General features: G+C 66.5%; 22 protein-coding genes and 1 pseudogene. 16 read left to right on the forward strand and 7 right to left on the reverse strand.

Annotated elements, in window-relative coordinates:
- The first annotated feature begins 55 nt into the window (after positions 1 to 55).
- The 4 genes from hisE to QX132_RS10170 all read left to right on the forward strand — a co-directional run bounded on the left by hisE (position 56) and on the right by QX132_RS10170 (position 2,846).
- On the forward strand, positions 56 to 457 hold the full coding sequence (gene hisE, locus QX132_RS10155) for a phosphoribosyl-ATP diphosphatase (protein WP_315736132.1): 402 nt from the start codon (positions 56 to 58) through the stop codon (positions 455 to 457).
- Positions 458 to 526: 69 nt separating this feature from the next.
- A complete protein-coding gene (locus tag QX132_RS10160; RefSeq protein WP_316161100.1) occupies positions 527 to 1,108 on the forward strand; it encodes a YqaA family protein in 582 nt (193 codons plus the stop codon).
- On the forward strand, positions 1,108 to 1,734 hold the full coding sequence (locus tag QX132_RS10165) for a hypothetical protein (protein WP_316160970.1): 627 nt from the start codon (positions 1,108 to 1,110) through the stop codon (positions 1,732 to 1,734). The genes QX132_RS10160 and QX132_RS10165 overlap by 1 nt, the downstream gene beginning before the upstream one ends.
- A gap of 143 nt (positions 1,735 to 1,877) precedes the next feature.
- Positions 1,878 to 2,846: a nitronate monooxygenase family protein gene (locus QX132_RS10170; RefSeq protein ID WP_315772710.1), complete on the forward strand. Its 969-nt coding sequence runs from the start codon at positions 1,878 to 1,880 to the stop codon at positions 2,844 to 2,846.
- An 81-nt stretch (positions 2,847 to 2,927) separates the two neighbouring features.
- Here QX132_RS10170 and QX132_RS10175 read toward each other — a convergent pair whose 3' ends face one another.
- The 4 genes from QX132_RS10175 to QX132_RS10190 form a co-directional block, all read right to left on the reverse strand.
- Positions 2,928 to 4,499, reverse strand: a complete 1,572-nt coding sequence (locus QX132_RS10175; protein ID WP_315772712.1) for an ABC transporter substrate-binding protein — start codon at positions 4,497 to 4,499, stop codon at positions 2,928 to 2,930.
- Positions 4,500 to 4,711: 212 nt separating this feature from the next.
- Complete coding sequence (locus QX132_RS10180; RefSeq protein ID WP_316160971.1) at positions 4,712 to 6,244, reverse strand: ABC transporter substrate-binding protein; 1,533 nt, start codon at positions 6,242 to 6,244, stop codon at positions 4,712 to 4,714.
- 131 nt (positions 6,245 to 6,375) lie between these two features.
- Positions 6,376 to 7,986 carry an ABC transporter substrate-binding protein gene (locus QX132_RS10185; protein ID WP_316160972.1) on the reverse strand — a complete coding sequence of 537 codons (1,611 nt, stop codon included), beginning with the start codon at positions 7,984 to 7,986 and terminating at the stop codon, positions 6,376 to 6,378.
- 45 nt (positions 7,987 to 8,031) lie between these two features.
- Complete coding sequence (locus QX132_RS10190) at positions 8,032 to 8,667, reverse strand: hypothetical protein (protein WP_315736138.1); 636 nt, start codon at positions 8,665 to 8,667, stop codon at positions 8,032 to 8,034.
- A 524-nt stretch (positions 8,668 to 9,191) separates the two neighbouring features.
- Between QX132_RS10190 and minC the strand changes: the two genes are divergently transcribed.
- From minC to QX132_RS10210, 4 genes are read left to right on the forward strand one after another with little or no spacing between them, the layout of a single operon-like run.
- Positions 9,192 to 9,881: a septum site-determining protein MinC gene (gene minC / locus QX132_RS10195; protein ID WP_409998135.1), complete on the forward strand. Its 690-nt coding sequence runs from the start codon at positions 9,192 to 9,194 to the stop codon at positions 9,879 to 9,881.
- Positions 9,882 to 9,901: 20 nt separating this feature from the next.
- Positions 9,902 to 10,717, forward strand: coding sequence for a septum site-determining protein MinD (gene minD / locus QX132_RS10200; protein WP_315736140.1), 816 nt, complete (start codon positions 9,902 to 9,904; stop codon positions 10,715 to 10,717).
- Positions 10,714 to 10,989 (forward strand): cell division topological specificity factor MinE, encoded by a 276-nt coding sequence (minE, locus tag QX132_RS10205; protein ID WP_315716282.1) that lies wholly within the window; start codon positions 10,714 to 10,716, stop codon positions 10,987 to 10,989. Before minD ends, minE begins: the two co-directional genes overlap by 4 nt.
- Before the next feature lie 21 nt (positions 10,990 to 11,010).
- Complete coding sequence (locus tag QX132_RS10210) at positions 11,011 to 11,784, forward strand: thioesterase family protein (protein WP_315736141.1); 774 nt, start codon at positions 11,011 to 11,013, stop codon at positions 11,782 to 11,784.
- Between the two features lie 335 nt (positions 11,785 to 12,119).
- Here the strand turns inward: QX132_RS10210 and QX132_RS10215 are convergent.
- Positions 12,120 to 12,293: pseudogene (locus QX132_RS10215) on the reverse strand (methyl-accepting chemotaxis protein); the annotation flags it as partial.
- A gap of 112 nt (positions 12,294 to 12,405) precedes the next feature.
- On the opposite strand from QX132_RS10215, the gene QX132_RS10220 reads away from it, so the two are divergent.
- Together QX132_RS10220 and QX132_RS10225 are read left to right on the forward strand one after the other, a co-directional pair.
- On the forward strand, positions 12,406 to 12,819 hold the full coding sequence (locus QX132_RS10220) for a DUF1801 domain-containing protein (protein ID WP_315782958.1): 414 nt from the start codon (positions 12,406 to 12,408) through the stop codon (positions 12,817 to 12,819).
- A gap of 546 nt (positions 12,820 to 13,365) precedes the next feature.
- Positions 13,366 to 14,373, forward strand: coding sequence for a hypothetical protein (locus QX132_RS10225; RefSeq protein ID WP_316160975.1), 1,008 nt, complete (start codon positions 13,366 to 13,368; stop codon positions 14,371 to 14,373).
- 1,257 nt (positions 14,374 to 15,630) lie between these two features.
- On the opposite strand, the gene QX132_RS10230 is transcribed toward QX132_RS10225, so the two are convergent.
- Positions 15,631 to 17,193, reverse strand: coding sequence for an AMP-binding protein (locus tag QX132_RS10230; protein ID WP_316160976.1), 1,563 nt, complete (start codon positions 17,191 to 17,193; stop codon positions 15,631 to 15,633).
- A gap of 155 nt (positions 17,194 to 17,348) precedes the next feature.
- On the opposite strand from QX132_RS10230, the gene QX132_RS10235 reads away from it, so the two are divergent.
- The 5 genes from QX132_RS10235 (at position 17,349) to QX132_RS10255 (ending at position 20,507) form a co-directional block, all read left to right on the forward strand.
- Positions 17,349 to 17,978 (forward strand): hypothetical protein, encoded by a 630-nt coding sequence (locus tag QX132_RS10235; protein WP_315782961.1) that lies wholly within the window; start codon positions 17,349 to 17,351, stop codon positions 17,976 to 17,978.
- 56 nt (positions 17,979 to 18,034) lie between these two features.
- Positions 18,035 to 19,006 carry a nitronate monooxygenase gene (locus QX132_RS10240; RefSeq protein ID WP_316160977.1) on the forward strand — a complete coding sequence of 324 codons (972 nt, stop codon included), beginning with the start codon at positions 18,035 to 18,037 and terminating at the stop codon, positions 19,004 to 19,006.
- An 84-nt stretch (positions 19,007 to 19,090) separates the two neighbouring features.
- Entirely contained in the window at positions 19,091 to 19,357 is a 267-nt protein-coding gene (locus QX132_RS10245; protein WP_315736147.1) for a hypothetical protein, read from the forward strand.
- 180 nt (positions 19,358 to 19,537) lie between these two features.
- Entirely contained in the window at positions 19,538 to 20,158 is a 621-nt protein-coding gene (locus QX132_RS10250) for a hypothetical protein (RefSeq protein ID WP_315737021.1), read from the forward strand.
- Positions 20,159 to 20,177: 19 nt separating this feature from the next.
- Complete coding sequence (locus QX132_RS10255; protein WP_315798968.1) at positions 20,178 to 20,507, forward strand: hypothetical protein; 330 nt, start codon at positions 20,178 to 20,180, stop codon at positions 20,505 to 20,507.
- A 66-nt stretch (positions 20,508 to 20,573) separates the two neighbouring features.
- On the opposite strand, the gene QX132_RS10260 is transcribed toward QX132_RS10255, so the two are convergent.
- Entirely contained in the window at positions 20,574 to 21,422 is an 849-nt protein-coding gene (locus QX132_RS10260; RefSeq protein WP_315798969.1) for an SDR family oxidoreductase, read from the reverse strand.
- 190 nt (positions 21,423 to 21,612) lie between these two features.
- Between QX132_RS10260 and QX132_RS10265 the strand changes: the two genes are divergently transcribed.
- Complete coding sequence (locus QX132_RS10265; RefSeq protein ID WP_315798970.1) at positions 21,613 to 23,652, forward strand: NAD(+) synthase; 2,040 nt, start codon at positions 21,613 to 21,615, stop codon at positions 23,650 to 23,652.
- The last annotated feature ends 31 nt before the right edge of the window (positions 23,653 to 23,683 follow it).

Below are 23,683 nucleotides of genomic sequence, written 5' to 3' on the forward strand. Positions count from 1 at the left end.
CTTGCCCGCCGCGAACGTTAATATGCGGACCATCGAATTTAACTATTGTGGCGGGATGACTGATTCGATCGAGCGGCTCTATCGCGCTGTCCTGGCGGCCAGGGATCTCGATCCCGCGCGATCGCGCACGGCCAAGCTGATGCAGCAGGGCACGGCCAAGATGGCCAAAAAGCTCGCCGAAGAGGCCATCGAGGTTGCGATCGATGCCGTCGGCGGCGACGCCCAGGCCGTGGTGCGCGAAAGCGCCGACCTGATCTACAATCTGGCCGTGCTATGGGCCGAGCTCGATGTCCAGCCCGAGGACGTCTGGCGCGAGATGGAACGGCGCGAGCTGATGCTCGGCATCGCCGAGAAGCTGCCGAAATCGCCGGTGAAGGTCGCCAAGGCCGCGCCCGGACGGGTGGCGGGGCGACCGATCGTCGCGGCCGAAAGCCGGACCATCCGCAAGCGGCACTAGTGTGGCGCTCCGATTCGGACCGGCATATGGGCCATGGACAAATCCTGCCCGGTTTGCTTCATCGCCACCATGCTCAGACGGATCTACGACTGGTGTATCGACGCCGCCCACAAGCCGCATGCCATGTGGATCATGGCCGCGGTTGCCTTCGCTGAAAGCTCGTTCTTTCCGGTGCCGCCGGATGTGATGCTGATCCCGATGTCGCTGGCGAAGCCGCAGCGGGCCTGGCTGTTCGCCGGCGTCTGCACCGCGGCGTCGGTGGCGGGCGGCTTGGTCGGCTACGCCATCGGCGCGCTGCTCTACGACTCGCTCGGCCATTGGCTGATCCAGCTCTACGGCCTCGGCGGCAAGGTCGAGGCGTTCCGTGCCTCCTATGCCGAGTGGGGCGCCGTCATCATCCTGGTGAAGGGATTGACGCCAATCCCCTACAAGCTGGTCACGATCACGTCGGGCTTCGCCGGCTATAATCTGTTTCTGTTCATCGTCTGCTCGATCATCGCGCGCGGCGGCCGCTTCTTCATCGCCGCGATATTGCTCAACCGCTATGGCGAATGGATCAGGGTGCGCATCGAGAAGCATCTCGGCCTGTGGGTGGCGATCGGCGCGGCCGTGCTGGTGGCCGGCTTCGTCGTCGCCGTGAAGCTGATCTGATGCGGCCGCTGCGGCCGGGGCCGGGGGCAGGGGCGGCGCTGCTCGTCGTCGTCTCGGTTCTCTCCGCCGCCGCGGCATGGGCGCAAACGACGCCTTCCTTGGGGCTGCGAGAAGCGCCGCAACAGCCGCCGCAGCAGGCGCCTGCCGTCCAGTCTGCGCCGCCGTCCTCCAGTCCGGGTCTGGTGGAGGAGCTCGGCAAGCTGTTCGAGAAGATGGCGGTCATTCCGCTGAAGCGTCCGGAGGCCACGCCGGAGCCGCCCGCGAACGAAGGCGAGACGGCAGGCGCTCCCGCAGGCCCGCCGCGGCAAGCCGACCGGCCGGCTGCCCCGAACGGCGGCGACGCCGCACCGAGTGTGCTGAAGGAGACCAGTGACACGCTCTCGCGGCTCACCAAGCCCTCGACCATGATCTCCGGCCGCTCGGTCTGCCCGATCGCCGCCAACGCCACGCCGGACTGCAAGCTCGGCGCCGACCGGCTGTGCCAGGGCAAGGGTTACAAGGAAGGCAAGAGCCTCAACACCGATTCCGCGGAGACCTGCTCGGCGAGGGTGCTGATCCCCGGTCGCCAGCGCAAGCCGGGCGATTGCCGCACCGACACCTACGTGACCTCGGCGCTCTGCCAATGACGCCGGCACGCCAGCGCCTCAACGCAAGACCCTGATCGGGCTTTTCCGGTCCCTCTGCGAGCGAATTGCCATCACGGCATGATGTCGGGCATGCTCGCGATCACGAGCGTTTCCGCATTTCAACGCAAGAGGAATTCCCATCCATGTCCATGCCCGCCTTGTTCAAGGGCCGCCTGTCGATCCCGGTGATCGGCTCGCCGCTGTTCATCATCTCCGTGCCCGACCTGGTGATCGCGCAGTGCAAGGCCGGCGTGGTCGGTTCGTTTCCGGCGCTCAACGCGCGGCCGGCCGCGCTGCTCGACGAATGGCTGGCGCGCATCACCGAGGAGCTCGCCGCCTATGATCGCGCGCATCCGGAACGCCCGTCGGCGCCGTTCGCCGTCAACCAGATCGTGCATCGCTCCAACAACCGGCTCGAGCAGGATCTCGCGCTGTGCGAGAAGTACAAGGTGCCGATGATGATCACCTCGCTCGGCGCGCGCGAGGAGCTGAACCAGGCGGCGCACGGCTGGGGCGGCATCGTCTTCCACGACGTCATCAACCAGACCTTCGCGCACAAGGCGATCGAGAAGGGCGCCGACGGCTTGATCCTGGTCGCGGCGGGCGCCGGTGGACATGCCGGCACGATCTCGCCGTTTGCCTTCGTGGCGGAGACGCGGAGCTGGTTCGATGGCCCGATCGCTCTGTCGGGCGCGATCGGGAACGGCCGCGCCATCCGTGCCGCGCGCGTGCTCGGCGCCGACTTCGCCTATATCGGCTCGGCCTTCATCGCCACCAAGGAGGCGAATGCGGTCGAAGGCTACAAGCAGATGATCACCAGCTCGGGCGCCGACGACATCGTCTATTCGAACCTGTTCACCGGCGTGCACGGCAACTACCTGAAGCCGTCGATCGTCGCCGCCGGCCTCGATCCGGACAATCTCCCGACCTCTGATCCGTCGAAGATGAGCTTCGGCACCGATGCTTCGGGCGAGCGCGCCAAGCCGAAGGCGTGGAAGGAGATCTGGGGATCAGGGCAGGGCATCGGCGCCATCAAGGACGTGCTGCCCGCCGCCGAGCTGATCGCGCGCTTCAAGAAGGAATATGACGAGGCGATCGATCCGCCGCTCTAAGCGGCTCCGCGACGGACAAAAGAAAAGCGCGGCAGCCAGGGCTGTCGCGCTTTTTTGTTGCGGCCGCAACAAGCGGACGGGCTATTCCAGCTCGATCGCCTGGAACTTGCCGCGCTCGTCGAGCGCCGTGCCCCAGATCTTGTGCGAGGCCTGGTGCTCGGCGCGGCCGAAGCCGAGCTTGGCGCCAAGACCGAGATCGATGTCACGCATGTTTTCCAGCGTGTCGATCAGCGCCTCGGTGTCGAGCTGCGGGCCGACCCGGCGCAGCGCCTGGACCAGCACGTTGGCCGAGACGTAGCCTTCGAACGACACGTAGGACGGTGCCTCGCCCGGGAAGTACTTCTCGAGCGCGCTCTTGTACTCGAGCACGGCGCTCGAATAGCCGCCGACGGCCGGCACCACCTGGGTGACGATGACGCCGCTGGCATAGCGCGGACCGAGCAGCATCAGCTCGTCCGAGAGTTCGGTCGAGCCGACGAAGGAGACGTTGGTGTAGATCATGTGCGGGAACAGATCGCGCGTCTTCTCGATGAACTTCGCGGCTGCGCGATAGGTTGCGACCATGACGATCGCCTTGGGCGGGTTCTTCAATGCCCGCAGCTGGTTGACCGCGTCGTCGACGTCGACCGTGTTGCGCTTGTAGTTGAGGCGCAAGATGGCCGTGTCGGCAAGACCGAGCGAGCGGAAGGCCTTGGCCACACCGGAGAAGCCGGCATCACCATAGGCGTCCTGCTGCGCGAACACGGCGATATCCTTGGCCGGCAGGCGGCGCAGCTTGACCAGATAGCGAACGACGGTGTCGGTCTCTTCGGCGTAGCTGGCGCGATAGTTGAACACGTAGCGATCCGGCGGATCGTTGCGCAGGAGGTTGGCGCCGGTGAACGCGCCGTAGAACAGCACGCGGCGCTGCAGGGCGTAGGGCATCGCCACGGCAGAGGTCGGGGTGCCGACATTGCCGACGAAGCCGAACACCTTGTCCTTCTCGTAGAGCTGCTTCATCGCGTCCAGCGTCCGCGACGGCTCGTAGCCGTCGTCGGCCGAATAGAGCCGCAGCGAGCGCCCGGCGATGCCGCCGGTGTCGTTGGCGCGGTTGAAGGCGGCCTCGATGCCCATCTTCATCTGCCGGCCGAGCTCCTTGGCAGCGCCCGAGAACGGAGCGGCGATGCCAAAGCGGATCTCGTTGGCGGTGACGCCCTGCACGTTGGTGGTGGACGCTGGCGGCAGCGTCGCGGTCGGTGCCGTCGCAGCCACGGCCGCGGACGGGGCGATCACCCCGGCGAGGCTGGTGGCGGTCTGGCTCGGCGCGCTCTGCCCGAGCGAGCGCTCGAGCTCGGCGAGCTGGCGGCCCGCGGCGTTACAGTCGGTCTGCGCCGCCCCCACGCGGTTGCGTCCATCGGCGACGTAGCCGTTGAAGACGCGGGTGAGCTCGTCACGATCCGAGCCGCCGGTGGAGGCCTCCCGGATCACCTCGCGAAACTTGTCGACAATGGCCTGAACGCGGCCCTGGTCGATCGCCTGACAGGCGGATGCTGCTCCCACGATCGGCCCGACCCGGCTCGCAAGATTACGCACCACATCCGCATTGGTGCCCGCCGCGCTGGCGGGCGTTGCGAGCAATGCCGCAACCAAGAACACGCTACAACGAAAGTTCATTGCCACTATCCCACTTTGGACCCCATCCAGGTCTTCCGCCTGGTGAATTGACGCCGTGTCTGCGACGGAGAAGACATAAGACCGTCACCATGCACAGACCAGCCTTTCCTAAGAGCATGACCATTTCGGTAACCCGACACGCCTTTTTCCGATCATACTTTAGGACCTGCTAACGAAACGTCTTCACCAGTTCTTCCCCTTCGAAGCTAATTCTACTCAAGTTCGATTGCCTGATACGTGCCGGTTTCGTCGAGTGCAGTGCCCCAGATCTTGTGCGATGCTTGGTGCTCTGCGCGTCCAAATGCGAGCGTCGTGCCGAGGCCGAGATCGAGGCTGCGCATCGATTCGAGCGTGTCGACCAGGCGCTCGGTGTCGAGCGGGCTGGTCTGCTTCAGCGCCTGGATCAAAATCGTCGCCGCGATATAGCCTTCGAGAGACGTGTAGTCCGGCGCCTCGCCGGGCGCGTATTTGGCCAGGGCGTTCTTGTAGTCGAGCACGAGGCTCGAATAGCCCGAAACCGCCGGCACGCCCTGCGTGACGATGACGCCGTTGGTGAAGCGCGGACCGAGCAGCTTCAGCTCGGTCGCGAGCGAGGTCGAGCCGACGGCGGACACGTTGGCGTAGATCAGGCCCGGCACCGCGTCGCGCGTCTTCTCGATGAATTTCGCGGCGGCGCGATCGGTCGCCACCATGATGACCGCCTTGAGTCCCGGCTTGTGCGCCTTGACCTGATTGACCGCCTCTTCCACGTCCATCGTCGCGCGCGGATAGTTGATGCGCGTCACGGCCTCGCCGAGGTTCAACTGTCGGTAGGCCTTCGCGACACCGGCGAAACCGTCGTCGCCGAATGGGTCCTGCTGGGTGAACACGGCGATCTGCTTGGGCGAGACGCGCTTCATCTTGATCAGGTAGCGCACCAGCGCGGCCGTCTCCTCGGCGTAGCTCGCCCGATAGTTGAAGACGTAGCGATCCGGCGGATCGCGTCGCACCACTGCTGCGCCGGTGTTCGGCGCAAAGAACAGCGTGCGGCGCTCCAGCGCATAGGGGATCGCCGCCTGCGAGTTGGCGGTGCCGACGTTGCCGATGAAGCCGAACACCTGCTCCTTGTCGTAGAGTTGCGTCATCGCCGCCAGCGTGCGGTTCGGATCGTAGCCGTCGTCGGCCGCCAGGAGACGGAGCATGCGCCCGTTGACGCCGCCGGCATCGTTGGTGCGTGCGAACGCGGCCTCGATGCCCTGGCGCATCTGACGCCCGGTCTCCTTGCGGATGCCGGAGAACGGCAGGACCATGCCGAAGCGGATCTCACGGTCGGTGATGCCGCGCACGGGGCCCGTGGTGACGGCGCCAGTCGTCGCTTCGGCCTTGACGGGTGTGATCGGGGCCGTCGCCGCAGCCGGCTGGCCGAGCGAGCGTTCGAGCTCTGTCAGTTGCCGCTCCGCGGCGGCGCAGGTCGCCTGCGAGGCGCCCGTACGACTACGGCCCTCGGCGATATAGCCATTGAAGCTGCGGGTCAGCTGATCGCGCTCGCCGTCATTGCTCGTCGCCTGGCGGATGGCTTCGCGGAATTTGTCGACGATGCTCTGGACCCGGCCCTGCGCGATGTCCGGGCAGGCGGACGCCTGTCCCACGATCGGCCCAACCCGGCCGCCAAGCTCCCGGACGACGTCGGGAGCCGCCGCCAAAGCGGGGCTCAAGGGAGCTGCGAAAACACTCCCGATGATCAACGCGGACCAACGCACGGCCATCGAACCTTCCACCTGCTCAGCTTGTTTCCAACCCTCTTCGTTCTACTATTCGTGGCATTTCGAATTAATGTCGGGTTTCACTGTCGCTCTTTTGTCGTGTTAGTTGAGGCTGTCTTGCCTCTAGCGGTATCCTATTCAAGTTCGACGGGTTGATAGATGCCGCTGTCGTCCAGCGCCGTGCCCCAGATCTTGTGCGAAGCCTGGTGTTCGGCGCGGCCGAAGCCGAGCTGCGTGCCGAGGCCGAGATCGATGTTGCGCATGTTCTCGAGCGTTTCGACCAGTTGCTCGGTATCGAAGTTCGGACCGGCGCGCTTCAGTCCCTCGATCAGGATGCTCGCGGCGATGTAGCCCTCGAGCGAGGTGTAGTCGGCCGGCTCGCCCGGGGCGTATTTCGCAAGTGCGTTCTTGTATTCGAGGACCAGGCTCGAATAGCCGGAGACGCCGGGCACGGTCTGGCTGACGATCACGCCCTCGGCGTAGCGCGGTCCGAGCAGCATCAGCTCGCTGGCGAGCGCCGAGCCCGCGACCGCGGAGATGTTGGCGAAGATGACGCCCGGAAATACGCCCTGGGCCTTCTCAATGAATTTGGCCGCGGCGCGCGTCGTCGCCAGCATCACCACCGCCTTGACCGGGGTCTTCAGCAGCTTCAACTGATTGATGGCGTCGTCGACCTCGACCGTGTTGCGCGGGTAGTTGACCCGCACGATCGAATTGTCGCTGGCGCCGAGCGTGCGGAACGCCTTGGCCACGCCGGCGAAGCCCGCGTCGCCGAACGCGTCGTTCTGCGCGAACACGACGATCTGGCGCGGATGCAGCCTTCGCATCTTCACGAGATAGTGGACCAGCGCGTCGGTCTCCTCGGCATAGCTCGGCCGGTAGTTGAAGACGTAGCGGTCGGGCGGATCGTGGCGCACGACGTTGGCGCCGGTATAGGGCGCGAAGAATAGCGTGCGGCGCTCGAGCGCGTAGGGGATGGCGACCGCGGCGGTGGCCGAGCCGAAATTGCTGATATAGCCGAACACCTGCTCCTTCTCGTAGAGCAGCTTCATCGCATCCAGCGTGCGCGCGGGATCGTAACCGTCATCGGCGGTGACGAGCTTCAGCATGCGGCCGTTGACGCCGCCGGCCTCGTTGGCGCGATTGAACGCCGCCTCGACGCCGATCTTGAGCAGCCGCCCGCTCTCCTTCACCGGTCCGCTGTAGGGAATGACCATGCCGAGCTTGATCTCGCTCTGCGTCACTCCGCGCACGTTGCCGGCCGGCGGCAGCAGTTGCGCCGGTACGGTCGCGGCCTGCGCGGTCGCAGGTCCGATGCTCACGGCGGGCAGGTTCGCGCGAGACGGAGGCGGCGCGGCGATGGACCGTTCGAGATCGGCAAGCTGCCGATCGGCGCCGCCGCAATCCATCCGGCCTGAGGTGACGAGGCTGCGACCTTCGGCCACGTAGCGGTCGAGCAGGCGCGTCAGCTCGTCACGGTCGGCCTCGCTGGAGGCGGCCTCGCGGATGACGAGCTGGAATTTCTCGATGATGGCCTGGATGCGCGGCCGGGCGATGTCGCGGCACGCGAGCGCGGCGCCAATGATCGGGCCGACGCGGCCGCCGAGCTGGCGCGCCACGCTCACATTCTCGCCGGGCGCAGCAACGGCCTCGCCGGCCACGAGGGACGCGAGCAGGATGGCTGCCACACGGGCATGAGCCAGCGGACGGCGTGCTGCCGCTTTCTGCGGTAGGACGTCGATCATCGTCGCCTGTGATGTGTTGGAAGTCGGATCAGTCGTGTAGAGGGTTTAGCGAACCCGCTCCATCTGACCCGTCTTCTGGTTCCACTGCATGAACTGCTGCAGCATGGGCTTTTCGGGAGTGTCGGCCTCTGCCGTCGGCGCCGGAGCGTCCGCGAGCAGCGACTTGAACTGCGACAGCGCGGGAGCCTGCGGCTCGACCCGCTCCGGCAGCGCACTGGTCTGGTCCGCCTTGGCGTCCTGCACGTCGGCGGCGACCGGCGGCAGCGTCTTCATCGACTGCACGGCGGCGACGAAGGACGAGCTCGCGTCGGGCTGGCGCCACACCGGCACGATGTTGACGAAGAACAGCGCGACGACGGCGGCGACGCCGGTTGCAGCGGCGAAGCGGCCAGCCACCTTGAACACGACCGAGCGGCGGTCGCGCTCGCGCTCCAGATCCGGCGGCTCGCGCATGACCTGCGGATTCAGCGACTGACGAAGGGATTCGAACACGGCGGTCTCCAGGCGAGCATCGAGCGGTCCTTGCTGTCCCGAAGCGGGACGCTCGGCCGCCTCCGCTGCCTTGGCATTGTCACCGACGAGAGATAGACGCGCGGCTTCCGGACGTTCGCGCAGCCACCGCGGTGCGTAGTGCAGCGGGTCCTGCGGGTTCATCGGATTCTGTTCACTCAACGAACTCATACGCTACTCCTCTGACGCTCGATTCCGGAAACTGATACGCTTCTGCCACGGTTCGTATGAGAGCTAGTTTCAAACGAAGAACGGGAGCTGGTCTGCCACTTCAGTCCACACGGAATCACTCGCAGAATCAGACGTTTCGCGTCGATCAACGATCGCACGCCAGCGGTCCCTTCCTGCAAGGCGCCGTGGCACGTTTGCCGTGCCTTGGGCGCCTCTATCGATCCCATGCCCCGCCCCCTGACGAGTGTCAATCGATCGGAACCTCCTAAAGTCGTCGGTTCCGAATTATATGTACGTTAAAGTTATCATCATGATGTGATTAAAATGAGGCATGATAGGTCTTGACGCAGATGCTCATGAATTGCGTCTCATTGATGCCAAGATTGCGCCTTGATTCGATCATCATCGAACTATGTCGGGCGGGCCGCTGTCGATTTTTGAGCGGCTTAGCGTCGATTTAACCATCCGTTAACCATCTGGCGCCGACAGTTAACCAATCACTAAGAAGGTTGGGTCGGATGGTCATGAGTGCCAGCGCTGAAACGGTGCGTCCTGTTATTCGTCTGCGCGGGCGCTCCTACGTAGCCTTCGTGTTTTCGCCGGTGGTGCCGATTGCCGACTGGCTCAGCGAGCTCGATGCAACGCTCGCGGGCTCGCCCGGCTTCTTCGTCGGCAAGCCGATCGTGCTCGATCTCTCCGCGGTGGATCTGAGCCCGCTCGCCATCACGCACCTCATCAAGAGCATCGAGTCGCGCAACATCCGCGTGCTCGGGCTCGAAGGCGTCGAGCAGGGCCGGCTGTCGCTCGGCATGCCCCCCTTGTTGTCCGGCGGCCGTCATTGCGCCGTGCAGGAGATCGAGCCGGAGAAGCCGTCGCTGCAGCAGCCGACATCGCTCTTGCTCGACCAGCCCGTGCGCTCCGGCCAGTCGATCGTGTTTCCCGACGGCGACGTCACCGTGCTCGGCGCGGTGTCGTCGGGCGCCGAGATCGTCGCCGGCGGCTCGATCCATGTCTATGGCGCGCTGCGTGGCCGCGCGATGGCCGGCATCAACGGCAACGCGGCGGCGCGCATCTACTGCCAGAAGATCGAGGCCGAGCTGGTCGCGATCGACGGCTACTACCAGACGGCCGAGCAGATCGACGCCGCGTTGCGCGGCCGGGCCGCGCAGGCGCGGCTCGAAGGTCATTCCATGAAGATCGTTGCATTGAACTGAGTAGCAGGAGGATTCGTGACATGTCGAAAGTACTCGTAGTGACGTCGGGCAAGGGTGGCGTCGGCAAGACCACCACGACGGCGGCGATGGGCGCGGCGCTGGCGCAGGCCGGCGAGAAGGTCGTCGTCGTCGATTTCGACGTCGGCCTGCGCAATCTCGATCTGGTCATGGGCGCCGAGCGCCGCGTCGTGTTCGATCTCATCAACGTCGTGCACGGCGTCGCCAAGCTGCCGCAAGCCTTGATCCGCGACAAGCGGCTGGAAAATCTGTGGCTGCTGCCGGCCTCGCAGACCAAGGACAAGGACGCGCTCACCGAGGACGGCGTCGGCCGCGTCATCGCCGAATTGCGCAAGACGTTCGACTGGGTGATCTGCGACAGCCCGGCCGGCATCGAGCGCGGCGCCATGCTGGCGATGCGCTATGCCGACGAGGCGGTCATCGTCACCAATCCGGAGGTGTCGTCGGTGCGCGATTCCGACCGCATCATCGGCATGCTCGATTCCAAGACGGTGCGGGCCGAGAACGGCGAGCGCGTCGAGAAGCACATTCTCATCACGCGCTATGATGCCGGCCGCGCCGCGCGCGGCGAGATGCTGTCGATCGAGGATGTGCTGGAGATTCTCGCGACGCCGCTGCTCGGCATCGTGCCGGAGAGCCAGGACGTGCTGCGCGCTTCCAACGTCGGCTGTCCCGTGACGCTCAACAGCCCCGCGAGCGCCCCCGCGCGCGCCTATCACGATGCGATGCGCCGCCTCCTCGGCGAGGAAGTCGAGATGCAGATCCCGACCGAGCGCAAGGGCCTGATGAACCTGCTCTTGGGACGGAGGGCTGCATGAGCGTGCTGCGGCTCTTTACGGGGCGTGCGGCCTCCGCGCCTGTCGCGCGGGAGCGGCTGCAGATCCTGCTCGCGCATGAGCGCAGCCTGCGCGGACAGCCCGATCTCCTGATGCAGCTGCGCGAGGAAATCCTCGCCGTGGTTTCGCGCCATGTGGTACTCGATCCGGACAAGGTCATCGTTCGCATGGATCGGGGAAAGCATGTCTCGACGCTCGAGGTCGACATCGAACTGCCCAATGGCGCCGACCGCGCCTTTGCCAGCGCCGGCTGAGACGTGGCGAGGCGCGCGCTGATGCGGCCGATCTTCCGCATCGCGGACAATCGGGTCGCCGTCAGCTCCGATGCTGCAGGACCGTGGGATCCGACCATGCAACACGGGTCCGCGCCGTCGGCGCTGGCCGTGTGGGCGGCCGAGCGCATTCCGACGACGTCGCCGATGCGCATCGCCCGCGTCACCATCGACCTGATGCGCCCGGTGCCGCTCGCAGAGCTCCTCATCGAGACCGAGGTGCTGCGCGAGGGCCGCAAAATCCAGCTCTGCGCGGTGCGGCTGCGCGCCGGCGATACGGTGGTGGTCACGGCGACGGTGCTCAAGATCAGGCAGGATGCCGTGCCGCTTCCGGACGATGTCCGCGAGCTGCCGGTCGATCTGGTCGGTCCTGACGATGCGTTGCCGGAGCCTGCGGATTTCTCGACCAGCCCGTTCGTGCGCGGCATGACCCTGCGCGCCGCGCGCGGCCGGTTCGGTGTCAAGGGACCCGGCGCGATCTGGTACCGCGTCGACTGGCCGCTGGTCGAAGGCCACGCCGTGTCGCAGGCGATGCGCGCCGTGGTCGCGAGCGACTTCTGCAACGGCACCTCCGCTGCTCTCGACTTCCACAGCTACACCTTCCTCAACGCCGACCTCACCGTGAACATGGCCCGCGAGCCGGTCGGCGACTGGATCCTGCTCGACGCCGAAAGCTGGATCGGCCCGGACGGTGCCGGTCTGGCGATGGCGCGGCTGGGTGATGTCAGGGGCTATTTCGGCCGCGTGGTGCAGAGCCTCGTGATCGAGAAGCGGTGAGGGGGCGGTCAGCCGTCCGGATTGCGTTCACAGCGAGTTGGCGAACTGATCACCGCACCGGCGCTGCTTCGTTTCCAACGGCGCGCCGCGGCGAGGTGTTATTGAGTTGGGCCGGTGATCGGCAGTTGCCTGCTTCGTTTCCGATGAACCGATCAACCCCGCGCCAAGCTCCGCTGCGCCCTCTCCCCCCGCTTGCGGGGGAGAGTTGGAGAGGGGGCGCCACGCACACCGCCGCTGGAGCGGCCCCCTCCCTAGCCCTCCCCCGCAAGCGGGAGAGGGAACACACTGCCGTTGTCGCGAGTGAACGAGTTCAACGACGAATGATTTCGCTCTTGCGCCGCCCGCACCGTGTTCAAGAATCGTCCCACCTCCAGCTTCAGCCGGTTGCTGTCCTGTGACAGCGACTGCGCCGCCGACAGCACCTGGGACGAGGCCGAGCCGGTTTCGCTGGCGTCGTGCTGCACCTCGGTGATGTTGGACGACACCTCGTTGGTGCACTGTGCCGCTTGGCCGTGGAGTTATCAATATTGCTCTAAACTTGAGCAGGCCAAGATGGTCGTATAACTACGACGCGGACTACACGCAGGTGGAACGACAAGCAGGTGGATGGGAACAAGCGTCATGGCGAAACCAACGAAGGCTACGAGCGTCGGCGAGGGGAACCAGTCTCCGTCGGAGCTGATCGACGCCCGGATCAAGGAGCTCGGGGATTGGCGCGGCGTCACGCTCAGCTACGTCCGCGATCTCATCAAACAGGCCGATCCCGATATCGTCGAGGAGTGGAAGTGGCGCGGCGTTCCCGTATGGTCGCATGCCGGCATCGTCTGCACCGGCGAGACCTACAAGGCCGCGGTGAAGCTGACGTTCGCCAAGGGTGCATCGCTGCCGGACCCTTCCGGCCTCTTCAACGCGAGCCTCGACGGCAACACCCGCCGCGCCATCGACCTTCATGAAGGCGACGTGATCGATGAGACTGCGTTCATGGCGCTGATCCGCGCCGCGGTGGCGCTGAACATGACGAAGGGGAAGCGCTAGGGCTGGTGCATCGCTCCGCGCAGTCAGTATCAACGATCCAGGTCGCTGCTCACTCACCACGTCGTCGCGAGCGCAGCGAAGCAATCCAGGGCCAAGTCGAATCATCTGTCTGGAAGGCCTGGATCGCTTCGTCGTTTCGGGAGGGCTCGCGACGGCGGTGCCGGTCGCCGACAACCTTTCGCAACGATGACCGGTGTGCATCGTGCTGGGAGGAGGCGGCAGCCATGGTTGCGCTCTGCCGAGAAACGCGCTAGTTCAGCGCATCCCAACTTCAACGCAGGAGGCGACGATGTCCAGACTCACGCGCTTCCCGGGCTCGCTGCGCGATCATTGACGCGGCCGACCGGGATGATTGTCCCGGCCATGATTTGACCCTTTCGCATCTCATCGAAAGCCCGCGGCCCTCGTGGCCTGCGCTTGAACCGTCGTGTCATGACATCAAATCTCTTGCTGACTCCCCGCCGGGAGCCGGAGCGTTCCGACCTGCGCGAACGCCGGCTGCGGCGCTATTCGTCTCGTCTGCAATCCCGCGTGCGCGCATGCGCGATGCGACATCCTCATCTCGCCGACCTCGCGCTCAGCTTTCCGGCGCTGCTGTTCGCGCTGGCGGTGCCGCGCCCGGACGTCGATCCGGAGCGGGCGATCGCGTGCGTGATCGCGGGGCGTCCGCTGGCCGAGGCGGCGGCCGTGGCCGGTCTGCCGCTCTGGCTGCGCAAGCTGCCACCGGAGGCGTTCGTCCGTCCGATCCCGCCCTTGCCAAACGGCGAGCTGTTCCGGCGGCAGATCGGCAACCATTTGCCGCGCTCGCCGAAGCTGATGCCGACCTGGCTGCAGCTCGTGGCGGAGATGGCGGCGCTGGCGCATGAGGCCGCAGCCGTCTGGATCGCTCGCGAGTACCTGCGGGCGCCGAAGCGCGATCACATGCATCTGCTCGGTCTGTGGATCTGGTTCTCGGGACAGCCCAGCTGCTTCGGCCGCGAGCTCATCGAACGGCCGTGGACTCCGGCCATGAAGCTCGACGCCGCACGGACAGCCGCCTTCGCCTGGCGAGCGAACACGACGCTGCACCTCAACATCGGTCAGCGGCCGATCCGCAACATGTGGCTCAACCCGGGCCGCGTGGGTGATTATGAATTCAGGCCGCTCGATGACATCCCGGCCATCGTCGAGGAAGCGGTCGCCATGCGCAACTGCGTCCGCACCTATGACGACGACATCGCCCATAACCGCTCGCGGCTGTGGAGCGTACGGCGCAATGGCGAGCGGGTCGCGACGTTGGAGACCGGGCTCCATTGTCATGATCCGTTGCTCAACATCGTCCAGCTCGAAGGCCCCGGGAATGCCGCCGCGCCGCGCGAGCTGTGGTGGATCGCACGGCGGTGGCTGCACCTGCACGACCTGCCGCAGATCGAGACGGGCAGGATCAAATGGCGCCAGGCCCCGCTCGATCTCGCCACCTGGCGCAGGCTGTGGCGACCGTATTGGCTTGCCAAGCGCCGCATCCCGGACTGGTTGCCGCTCGCACCGTCGCGCGCTGCGTTCGCGGCGTTGTGAGATGGTTGTCGTGTCCGGACGCTCGTTCGACAAAATCAGTGTCGTCCCGGCGAACGCCGGGACCCATAACCCCAGGGCCATATTCGAGGCACGCGCGTTGATGCATCTGGGCTCGCCACGTCCTGCGGTATCGGTCCTGGGTCGCGCGAACGCGCCGATGCCTGCACATCGTCCGGCTTCGCTTGTTTCGGCACGACAGCGGGTCGGAGCGCAGACCGGCTTCACGTTGGGCCCTTCTGTTGCGCGTCGCGTGGGATTCGTTGTGCCGCAGCGAGGTTGATTTGGCCGACGAGCAGGCTTGCTTCCCCATCGATACCTTCCGGCGCAGGTCGGGCGTCCGCAGCGGCGCGCGCAAAGACGAAATTCGCTCGCGCGATCAAGCTGATTCGGGCTGTCCAGATGCGGAGCGAAAAATATTCGACTTTGCATTTTCAGAAATCCATGGTCTTTTCTCCCCATCCCGCTTCACTGACGAGGGGCGCTTCGCGAACGTCACGATGCGTTGGGGTGGGATGCGGTGGCCGCGATGGGGCGCAGCATGCTTTGGGCATGCCGACGTACGCCACGTCGCGGACGGTGAAGTCGCAGGGTCCTGGCCTCCCGACGCTGAGGTCCGCGCAACGCGTGAAACGCGTTGTCGCCACGGTGGCAAACAAGCCGGTCACCGAGGAGACTGCGTATAAATCGTAAAGCCACCGCGCAGGGAAGGCCGGGTCTATCCGGCCGAACCTGTGGTTCTGCCGCGTGCTTTTTTGCTGCACGCGGACCGCAGGCCTCGGTCGAGGCCTGGCCTTCCCTGCACCCTCCGTGAGTTGGAGGGGAACGACACCAGCAAGACTCGGACGCAGGTGCGCCGCGAGGCAGCAATGTCATGTCTGCAATGGGGGCAACGCATTCAGTGTTGTTTGGATACAGCGGATCGCGTGGCGAGTATCGCGCCACACAGAGGCTGTCGTCCCGGCGAACGCCGGGACCCATAATCACAGGACGATGGTCGAGGCACGCGGGTCGCGACGTCAGCGCTTACGACGCTGCCCTGTGGTTATGGATCCCGGGTCGCGCTTCGCTTGCCCGGGACGACAGCGGAGCGCGGCGGCTACGGGCGAAAGCTTCCATCGGCATTGCAAAGCCGCGAGTCTGGATTGCCGTCGTTGCGAGCGGAGCGAAGCAATCCAGGGCCTCATCCGCGGCCCTGGATTGCTTCGGCGCAAGAGCGCCTCGCAATGACGGTGGCGATCGAGGGAGCTGATGATGCCGCTACCCCACCATCCGCCCGCGTCCTTCCCAGAACCGTGCGCGCAGCACCTTCTTGTCGACCTTGCCGACGCCGGTCATCGGCAGCTCCTTGACGAACGAGATGCTCTTGGGCGCATGGGCCGAGCCCTTGCGCGCCTTCACGAGCTCGATCAGCTCGGCAGCGTCGATCTGCGCGCCGGCGCGGGGCACCACGATCGCGGTGACAGCCTCGCCCCATTTGTCGTCGGGCACGCCCACCACCGCGCACATCGCGACGTCGGCGTGCTGCGTCAGCACGTCCTCGATCTCGCGCGGGAAGATGTTGAAGCCGCCGGAGACGATCATGTCCTTCTTGCGGTCGAGAATGTACATGTAGCTGCGCTCGTCGCGGCGAGCGATGTCGCCGGTGTGCAGCCAGCCGTTCTTCAACGTTTCCGCCGTGGTGTCCGGCCGCTTCCAATACTCCGCCATCACATGCGGCGCGCGCACGCAGATCTCGCCCGCTTCGCCCTGCGCGACCTCCCGATCGTCGTCGTCGAGGATTTTGACCTCGCAGGCCGCGATCGGGAAGCCGCAGGACAGGAACAGCTCCGGCTGCTTCGGATCATGATCGGCCTTGCGCAGCACCGAGACGGGATAGCATTCGGTCTGGCCGTAGAGCTGCGAGAACACCGGGCCGATGCGCTCGATGCCCTCGACGAGCCGCGTCGGCGACATCGCCGAGGCGCCGTACAGCACGAGCTCGAGCGAGGAGAGATCGGTCCTAGCCAACGCGGGATGATCGAGCAGCACGTAGATCATCGTCGGCACGAACAGCGTGAAGTCGATGCGCTCGCGGGCGATGGTCGCCAGTACGGCCTCGGGATCGAATCCCTTCAGCATGTGCACGGTGCCGCCGCGCATCAGGGTCGGCAGCACCTTGGTGCCGGCGACATGGCTGATCGGCGCCACCGTCAGGTAGCGCGCACGCTCCGGAATCTCGAAATCGGCGAGGATCGCGGTGGCGAAGCCGCCATACTCGCGGTGATGGCGCAGCGCGCCCTTCGACTTTCCGGTGGTGCCGCCGGTGTAGTTCAGGGTCGCGATGTCGTCGGGCGTGGCAAAATTGCGTGCGGTGGCGTGGCCGGCCTGCTCGATTGCGGCGAGCAGGTCAACGCCATAGCCGGCCTGCCCCAGCGTGAACACGTGACGGAGGCCGTCGGCGCGCGCGGCGAGCTCGCCGCCGCGGTCGCGGAACGCTGCCGCATCGATCACCAGCACCTGCGATTCCGAATCCGACAGTTGGAACAGCTGGTCCTCCAGCGATCCGAGCGGATGCAGCCAGGTGATGGCGAGCCGCGACAGCTGTGCCGCCGTGCCGGCGCACCAGGTATCGGCGCGGTTCGCGGTGAGCAACGCGACACGTGTTCCCGGCGAAAGGCCGAGGCGCATGAACACGCCTTGCATGCGCCCGATCAGGTCGATCGCGCCCTGATACGACAGCGATCCGCCGGGCCAGCTGAAAGCGGTGCGCGAGGGGTGACGCGACAGGGTGAGCAGGGTCTGCTCGCAGACGACTGGAAACGTGTGAAGCTGATGGCTCATGGAACGTCCTCCCGGGAGGCCGCGATCGTTGTGGCGTCGCATGGCTTGTTGCCGACGCTATCAGAAAGTGCCTCGCGCTCAAGGCGCGCTTTGCCGTTCCCGGAACATCGCAGCGCGCCCCGCGTTGCCCGGCCGAAGAATTAAGGAGCAAGGCCATGCGCACCTCGACAGCCTTTTTTGCAGGAGCCGGAACGGTCGCCATCGCCGTCGCGGCCGGTCTCGGCGGTGGGCTCATTCTGGCCGAGGGCATGCATCCGAGATCGCCGGTGATGGAATCGACCAAGCTCGAGCGCTCCGGACCGGACGCGCCGTCGCCAAGTCCGACCGCCACCGCGTATCTTGCGGCGACGCAGGCGGCTGCGACGACGCCGATCAAGGTGTCGCCTGCAGCAGCCGAGACGGCGCCTGCGATGTCGGCCTCGGCCAGTCCCGCGCCGTCGCAGCAGGCGGCTGCGCCGGACGCGAACGCTGCGCCCGCGGCTTCTGCGGTGGCGGCCACCACCCCGGCCACCACGTCCGACGAAGCCCAGGCCAAGCTCCAGGAGAAGGCCGCAGAAAAAGTTCAGGACGCGGACCTGAAGGCGCGCGGGGCCGAGCGCAAGCGCGTCGCCGAGCAGCGCCGCGCCGACCGGCACCGGCAATATGTCGAGCGCCGGCGCCAGCGCCGCGAGCAGGATCTGCGCGCCGTCGAGCAGGCGGTGCGCGAGGATACGACGCCGCGCACCTATGCGGCGCAGCCGGTCGGCATGGAGGGGCCGCGCTTCAGCTTCTTCGGCAACGATTGATCGCATGCGGCTGCGTCGTTATCCCTGAGCCGAACAGAGATCAGGGAGGACGCGCCGTGCAGGAGACTCGATGGGCCGGGCTGCGGACGCGGCTGCGCCTGCCGCTGATCGCAGCGCCGATGTTTCTGGTGTCGGGAATCGAGCTCGTGAGCGCGGCCTGCGCCAACGGCGTGATCGGCGCGTTCCCGACGGTCAATTGTCGCACCCCCGACGAGCTCGACGCCTGGCTGTTCCGGATTGCGGATCGGCTTGCGCGCAGCAGCGATACCAGCGGGGCGGCGACTGCGCCGGTCTGCCCGAATCTGATCGTGCATCACTCCAACGCGCGGCTGAAGGACGATCTCGCGGTGCTATTGCGGCACCGGCCGGAGATCGTGATCACATCGGTCGGCTCGCCGGCGAAGGTCGTTGCGCCCTTGCATGATGCGGGCGCGCTGGTGTTGGCCGACGTCGCCTCGATCCGTCATGCCGAGCGCGCGGTGGAAGCCGGCGCCGATGGGCTGGTGCTGCTCACGGCCGGCGCGGGTGGCCAGACCGGCTGGCTCAACCCGTTCGCCTTCGTGCGCGCGGTCAGGGCGTTCTTCGCCGGGCCGATCGTGCTCGCGGGCGGCATCAGCGACGGCGTGGCCTTGCGGGCGGCCGAAGTGCTCGGCTGCGATCTCGCTTATATGGGCACGAAGTTCATCGCCACGCGCGAAAGCATGGCCGATGATCGCTACAAGGCGATGCTGGTGGCAAGCTCGGCCGACGACGTGCTGCTCACCTCGGCGTTCACGGGCCTGCCGACCAGCATGCTGCGGCCGTCGATCGTCGCGGCCGGGCTCGATCCCGAAGCGTTGCCGGCGCGCGGCGCGATCGAGATCGGCAGCGACATCGACATCGCCGCGCGCGAGGCGCGGCCGAAACGCTGGCGCGACATCTGGAGCGCGGGGCACGCGACCTCGGGGGTCACCGACATTCCGTCGGTCGCCGTGCTGGTCGCGCGCACGGCTGATGAGTACGGCGGCGCGGGTGGCTTCCGATCATGAGAGAAAACGTGATGTGTGTCCTTAAGGCACCATTAACCATCGGGTCCCACAATCGGCGGAGCTTGAACTTGGCGGAATCGTGCGATGGGCATCGGGCTACGGCAGGACAAGGAGCGGGCGACTCTCGAGGAGATCCGGATCCGCGTCGGGCATGCTTTGCAGCGGCATCCGCTGTGCCGCAACGTCCAGTTCGACATCATGAGCGTTCCCCGCACCGCTCGCGGCGGGAACTGGACCATCAGCCTGCATTCGGTGGAACCGGCGGCGCTTTGGGAGGCCTCCGACATCGTCGCCGACATCCAGGCCGCGTACGACCTGCTGATGCCGGCCGAGCTGTCTTCGGCGGCGTAAAAAAATATCCGTCATGTTCACAGGGCAGAATGGTGGCCTCTGTGTTTCTGTGGCATCGTAAAGCCTTAATTAACTCCCACTTTTCGGCAAGCTGCGGCTTTCCGCCGGGATACGGAGAATTGCGTGACGAAGTCGATCGCTTTTGTCGCTGTGCTGGGCGTGCTGATCGCAGGCGCGGCCGTGACAAGCGTCCTGATGCGGGACAGCGTGCCTTCGGCCGGTGCGATGATGCCGCCTGTGGTGGCGAAGAGCCCAATCTCCAACCGTGAAGCCAAGGGCGACCGCCTGGCGATGGTCACACTTGCGGCTCCCGAGGTGCAGCAGCCGAGTGCCCCGTCGAAGGCGACGCTGCGCCAGGCCTTTGCCTATGCGCCGTCCGAGCCGGAAATGGCGAAAGCGTCGGCCGTCGTCGCTGCCGAGCCGGTGGTGCCGAAGTCCAAGATTCTCGCCAGGAGCGAGCCGGCCCCGGCGCCGCTGAAGCCGGAGGTGCAGAAGGCCTATTCGTTGCTGTCGGACGGCCAGATCGCGGGCATCAAGGAGCGGCTGCGGCTGTCGTCGAGCCAGGAATATTATTGGCCGGCGGTCGAGACGGCGCTGCGCGCCGTCGCCCGCAAGATCCACGCCGGCCGCCAGGGCGCGGCGAAGCCGGGCGCGGTGGCGATCGATCCGGATTCGGATGAGGTGCAACAGCTGAAGTCGGCCGCGATGCCGCTGCTGTGGCAGCTGCGCGAGGACCAGAAGGACGAAGTGCGGCGGCTTGCGCGCACCATCGGCCTCGACAAGGTCGCAGCCGCGATCTGATCGGGGCGATCCACCCGGGTTGAACATCAAGATGGCCGCCCATTGCGCGGCCTTCTTGCTTCCTGGCGGTATTTTTTACCTCGCCGGCGGATTTGCCTCCGGATGCCCGCCGCTCTCGGCACCGGCTCCGGTCAGCGACGACGCGGGCGCGGCCGTCGCCCTCGAGCGCCACCGCCGCGATCTCGCGGTTGTGTCGCGAGCGCAGGAAGGCCAGGAACGCGCCGGCGGCAATGATGATCGCGGCCGCGAGCGTGAAGAACATCAGCCAGCTGATGGGTTGATCGCCTTGCACGTCGAACATCCGTCGTGTGAGGGGCACACGACGTGCAGTCGCGTCAAACCCGCATGACAATCTCTGTTCGTGGCAATCGCGAGCGCGGCGGAAGGTTTCGCCGGTGTCCCAGAAAATCTCGCGTCAGCGCCCTTCGCCCGCGGCCCACAGCGCGTCGAGCCCGGCACGATATGTCGGGTAGGCAAAGACGACGCCGAGCTCCTGCTTGGCGCGGACGTTCCGGATGCGGCGGTTGCTGGCATAGAAGCTCCGCGCCATCGGCGACAGCTCGGCGCGGTCGAACGGCAGCTCGGGCGGCGGCGCGATGCCCATCAGCGCGGCGGCGTAGGCGATGACATCCTGCGGCGGCGCCGGCTCGTCGTCGACAATGTTCCAGGCGCCGCCTTGCCGGCGCTCGATCGCGCCCATGATCGCGCGGCCCGCATCATCGACATGGATGCGGTTGAACACCTGTCCCGGCTTGACGATGCGCCGCGCCCGCCCGGCCCGCAGCTCGACCAGCGCATTGCGGCCCGGCCCGTAGATGCCGCCGAGCCGGAGCACCGCGAGCCGGTCGCCGATCCGCGCGCGCCAGTCCGCCTCGACGCGGACCCGGGCCTGCACCCGGTCGTGCTCAGGCGCCAGCGGCGTGTCCTCGTCGATCCAGCCGCCCTGATGGTCGCCATAGACGCCGACAGTCGAGAGATAGACTACGCGGCGCGCGCGCCCTGCCGTGATAGCGTCGCCGAACGTGGCCAGCACCGGGTCGTCGCCGGCTCCCGGAGGCACCGAGATCAGCACGACGTCGGCGCCCGCGGCTTTCGCCAGCGTCGCGGCCGGCGCCGTGCCGTCGAACAGGTCGATGTCATCAGGCGCCAGCTGCGCGCGCTTGTCGGCGCCGCGCACCGTGCCGCCGACGCGCGCGAACGCGCCGCGGTGCAGTTCGACGAAGCGCTGCGCGGTGTAGCCGAAGCCGATGACGAAGAGGTTCATGGATGCCGTTCACCCGGATGGCGCGAAGAAGCGAGCCTCGAGTTACCCGGCACCGGGTGGCCCGCGCAATTCAAATGACGCGTGCGGAGGTCACAGCCTGCGCCCCTGGCGGTGCTGGCCTGCCGCCCTTGTTATGGCTCCCGTCATGGTCCATGTCGTATGATCAGGTGACAGGAGATGGACTGCCACGATGAATTTCCATTCGATCTACCGGCACGGTTTTGCCCGCGTCGCCGCCTGCGTCACCGCCTCCAGCGTCGCCAACCCCACCGCCAACGCGGCGGCGATCCTGGCGGCGGCGCGCGCCTGCCATGACCAGGGGGCGGCGGTCGCGGTGTTTCCGGAGCTCTGCCTGTCCGGCTACGCGATCGAGGACCTGGTCAAGCAGGATCCGCTGCTCGACGCCGTCCAGCGCGGCCTGCTCACCTTGGTCGAAGCCTCGCACGACCTGATGCCGGTCATGATCGTCGGCGCGCCGCTGCGCTTTGCGCATCGCGTCTACAATTGCGCCGTCGTGATCCATCGCGGCGAGGTACTCGGCGTCATCCCGAAGAGCTACCTGCCAACCTATCGCGAGTTCTACGAGGGCCGTCACTTCGCCTCCGGCGCCGGCATCCGCGGCGAGATGATCGAGGTCGCCGAGACCATGGCGCCATTCGGCACGGATCTGCTGTTCGCCGCCGCTGACGTCGCCGGGCTCGTCATCGGCGTCGAGATCTGCGAGGACATGTGGATCCCGGTGACGCCGGCGTCCGAGTTGGCGCTCGCCGGCGCCACCGTGCTCGCCAATCTCTCGGGCAGCCCGATCACGGTCGGCCGCGCCGAGTCGCGCTCGCTGCTCTGTCGTTCCACGTCGGCGCGCTGCCTCGCCGCCTACATCTACGCGGCGGCCGGTGTGGGCGAATCCACCACGGATCTCGCCTGGGACGGCCAGACCTCGATCTTCGAGAACGGCATGCTGCTGGCCGAGAGCGAGCGCTTCCGCCAGATCGGCCAGACCATCTTCGCCGACGTCGATCTCGATCTGCTGCGCCAGGAGCGGGCGCTGATGGGCACGTTCGACGACAATGCGCGCGCGCAACGCGCCGGCGTGCACTACCGCCGTATCGGCTTCGAGCTGCAGCCGACCCTCGATGACATCGGCTTCATGCGCAGCATCGAGCGCTTTCCGTTCGTGCCGAGTGATCCCGCGAGGCTCGATCAGGACTGCTACGAGGCCTACAACATCCAGGTCGCCGGCCTGACGCAGCGGCTGCGCGCCACCGGCACCAAGCGCATCGTGATCGGCGTCTCCGGCGGGCTCGATTCCACGCATGCGCTGATCGTCGCGGCGAAGGCGATCGACCTGCTCGGCCTTCCCCGCACCAACATCCTGGCCTATACGATGCCCGGCTTCGCCACGGGCGCGCAGAGCAAGTCCTACGCGCATGCGCTGATGTCGTCGCTTCAAGTCAGCGCCGCCGAACTCGACATCCGCCCCGCCGCGACGCAGATGCTGAAGGACATCGGCCATCCCTTCGGCCGCGGCGAACAGGTCTACGACGTCACCTTCGAGAACGTGCAGGCGGGCCTGCGCACCGACTACCTGTTCCGCCTCGCCAATGATCGGGGCGGCCTCGTGCTCGGCACCGGCGATCTCTCCGAGCTCGCGCTGGGCTGGTGCACCTATGGCGTCGGCGATCAGATGGCGCACTACAATGTCAATGCCGGCGTGCCGAAGACCTTGATCCAGCATCTCATCCGCTGGGTGATCGCCTCGCATCAGTTCTCCGCCGAAGTGGACCGCACGCTCGAGGCGGTGCTTTCAGCGGAGATCTCGCCGGAGCTGGTGCCGGTGAAGGAGGGCGAGACGCCGCAGAGCACGCAGGCCGCGATCGGCCCCTATGAGCTGCAGGACTTCAATTTGTTCTACACGCTGCGCTACGGCATGCGCCCGTCGAAGATCGCCTTCATGGCGCATCACGCCTGGAAGAATGTCGGCGACGGCGCCTGGCCGCCGCATTTCCCTGCCGACAAGCGCCACGCCTACACGCTCGGCGAGATCAGGAAGTGGCTGGAGGTGTTCCTCAAGCGCTTCTTCGCCTTCAGCCAGTTCAAGCGCTCGGCAATGCCGAACGGCCCGAAAGTGGTCGCCGGCGGCGCCCTGTCGCCGCGCGGCGACTGGCGCGCGCCGTCGGACGGCAACGCCACCGCGTGGCTGGAGGATCTGGAGCGCAACGTGCCGAAGTGACGACCATCTTGCTCGGCCGCCGCGCTTGCCA

The organism is Bradyrhizobium sp. SZCCHNRI20481, from assembly GCF_032485055.1.
In the GTDB taxonomy this organism is placed as follows: Bacteria; Pseudomonadota; Alphaproteobacteria; order Rhizobiales; family Xanthobacteraceae; genus Bradyrhizobium.

What these genes read in the sequence shown, in the direction of transcription:
- QX132_RS10185 (WP_316160972.1), bottom strand. Translation starts at nt 7,986, where the DNA reads ATGATCGACGTCCTACCGCAGAAAGCGGCAGCACGCCGTCCGCTGGCT.
- QX132_RS10260 (WP_315798969.1), bottom strand. Translation starts at nt 21,422, where the DNA reads ATGAACCTCTTCGTCATCGGCTTCGGCTACACCGCGCAGCGCTTCGTC.
- QX132_RS10160 (WP_316161100.1), top strand. Translation starts at nt 527, where the DNA reads ATGCTCAGACGGATCTACGACTGGTGTATCGACGCCGCCCACAAGCCG.
- QX132_RS10175 (WP_315772712.1), bottom strand. Translation starts at nt 4,499, where the DNA reads ATGAACTTTCGTTGTAGCGTGTTCTTGGTTGCGGCATTGCTCGCAACG.
- QX132_RS10165 (WP_316160970.1), top strand. Translation starts at nt 1,108, where the DNA reads ATGCGGCCGCTGCGGCCGGGGCCGGGGGCAGGGGCGGCGCTGCTCGTC.
- hisE (WP_315736132.1), top strand. Translation starts at nt 56, where the DNA reads ATGACTGATTCGATCGAGCGGCTCTATCGCGCTGTCCTGGCGGCCAGG.
- QX132_RS10220 (WP_315782958.1), top strand. Translation starts at nt 12,406, where the DNA reads ATGGCGAAACCAACGAAGGCTACGAGCGTCGGCGAGGGGAACCAGTCT.
- minD (WP_315736140.1), top strand. Translation starts at nt 9,902, where the DNA reads ATGTCGAAAGTACTCGTAGTGACGTCGGGCAAGGGTGGCGTCGGCAAG.
- minC (WP_409998135.1), top strand. Translation starts at nt 9,192, where the DNA reads ATGAGTGCCAGCGCTGAAACGGTGCGTCCTGTTATTCGTCTGCGCGGG.
- QX132_RS10180 (WP_316160971.1), bottom strand. Translation starts at nt 6,244, where the DNA reads ATGGCCGTGCGTTGGTCCGCGTTGATCATCGGGAGTGTTTTCGCAGCT.
- QX132_RS10225 (WP_316160975.1), top strand. Translation starts at nt 13,366, where the DNA reads ATGCGACATCCTCATCTCGCCGACCTCGCGCTCAGCTTTCCGGCGCTG.
- QX132_RS10190 (WP_315736138.1), bottom strand. Translation starts at nt 8,667, where the DNA reads ATGAGTTCGTTGAGTGAACAGAATCCGATGAACCCGCAGGACCCGCTG.
- minE (WP_315716282.1), top strand. Translation starts at nt 10,714, where the DNA reads ATGAGCGTGCTGCGGCTCTTTACGGGGCGTGCGGCCTCCGCGCCTGTC.
- QX132_RS10210 (WP_315736141.1), top strand. Translation starts at nt 11,011, where the DNA reads ATGCGGCCGATCTTCCGCATCGCGGACAATCGGGTCGCCGTCAGCTCC.
- QX132_RS10170 (WP_315772710.1), top strand. Translation starts at nt 1,878, where the DNA reads ATGTCCATGCCCGCCTTGTTCAAGGGCCGCCTGTCGATCCCGGTGATC.
- QX132_RS10245 (WP_315736147.1), top strand. Translation starts at nt 19,091, where the DNA reads ATGGGCATCGGGCTACGGCAGGACAAGGAGCGGGCGACTCTCGAGGAG.
- QX132_RS10235 (WP_315782961.1), top strand. Translation starts at nt 17,349, where the DNA reads ATGCGCACCTCGACAGCCTTTTTTGCAGGAGCCGGAACGGTCGCCATC.
- QX132_RS10230 (WP_316160976.1), bottom strand. Translation starts at nt 17,193, where the DNA reads ATGAGCCATCAGCTTCACACGTTTCCAGTCGTCTGCGAGCAGACCCTG.
- QX132_RS10265 (WP_315798970.1), top strand. Translation starts at nt 21,613, where the DNA reads ATGAATTTCCATTCGATCTACCGGCACGGTTTTGCCCGCGTCGCCGCC.